The organism is Streptomyces sp. NPDC001920 (assembly GCF_053594495.1).
On the sequence record NZ_JBSFEP010000012.1, the window covers coordinates 1 to 1300 of the forward strand.

The window sequence follows — 1300 nt, forward strand, 5'->3', positions numbered from 1 at the left end:
CCCTCGTACTGGTTGTACGTGGGCTTTCGCCCGGTGCGGCGAGAGTGCGTGCCAGGCGTCGCGGGGCAGGCGGGACTTTGCGGACACGACCTAGGCGCCCGCCCGCGGTCCTCCGGCGAAGCCGTCCGCAGGGTCGCTCCCGTCGATCCCGTCCCAGAAGTCGGCCACGGCCCGCGCGGTGAGCAGGGGCTGGTCGGCGTTGGGGGAGTGCTCGGCGCCGGGAATGATCGTGCGGCGCGCCTTGAGCCGGGCCGCCATGTCGTCGAGGACGGGGACCGGCCAGGTGTCGTCGCTGGCGCCGGACAGGACGTGGAACGGCAGCGGGAGCGCGGCGAGTTCGTCGACGCGGTCCGGTTCCGTGGTCAACTGCCGCCCCGTCGCGAGGAGTTGCGCGGGCTTCGTGCCGAGCCAGCGGCGGCGCAGCAACTCCAGTCCGCCGATGCCGCGCGCCGGTCCGCCGACCTCCTCGGGCGGTCCCATGGCGAGGATCGCCTCCCAGGTCTCCGCCATCGTCATCACCCCGAGCGCGTCCCGCAGGAGCTTCACGCGCTGCTGCTGGGAGTCGGAGATCTGGGCCGGGCCCGACGCCATGAGGGTCAGCGAGCGGAACGGGGCGTGGTCCAGCAGGACGGCGGCGCGGGCGATCTGACCGCCGAGTGAGTGACCGAGGAGGTGCAGGGGGACGTCACCGGCGTCGAGGGCCGCTGCCTGGGCGAGGACGTCCTTGGCCAGTTCCTCACGCGCGTACGCGGATTCGTCGTCCTCGGGTCCGTCCGACTCGTGCTGCCCGCGTCCGTCGACGGCGACCGTGCGGTAGCCGCGGGCCCCGAGCGACTCGTGCATCAGCGTGAAGTCCTCCTTGCTGCCCGTGAACCCGGGGAGCAGCAGGGCGATGCCGCGGGGCTCGACGCCGGGGGCGACGGGATGGTCGACCACCGCGAAGGCGCCACGGGAGGTGTGCAGGGGGTAGGCGCGGGCGTTCGGAGGCGGGGTGAAGACGGGTTCGGTGGTCACGGGGGGAGGGTAGCGGGTGGGGCGCGGAATGCCGACGGCCCGGCCCCATCTCGGATGGGACCGGGCCGTCGTACGGCGATCAGCTCTCCGCGGGCTCCGCGGCGACCGTGGCCTTGCGGGTGCGGCGGCGCGGCGCGGGCGCCTGCGTGGCCGCGGGTTCCTGCGTGGCCTGGGCCGGGATGTCCGCGGCCGGAGCGGAGGACGCCACCGTCTTGCGGGTGCGGCGGGCCTTGGGCTTGGCCTCGGTGGCCTCGCCCGCGTCCGGCTCGGTGACGGCCGCGGCGGT

Annotated in this window: 2 protein-coding genes; both read right to left on the reverse strand. The window is 74.8% G+C overall.

The window, feature by feature from the left end:
- Positions 1 to 90 precede the first annotated feature (90 nt).
- Positions 91 to 1014 (reverse strand): alpha/beta fold hydrolase, encoded by a 924-nt coding sequence (locus ACWCPI_RS21165; RefSeq protein WP_451039558.1) that lies wholly within the window; start codon positions 1012 to 1014, stop codon positions 91 to 93.
- 79 nt (positions 1015 to 1093) lie between these two features.
- Positions 1094 to 1300 (reverse strand): hypothetical protein (locus tag ACWCPI_RS21170; RefSeq protein ID WP_451039559.1); only part of this gene is annotated, 207 nt, incomplete at its 5' end.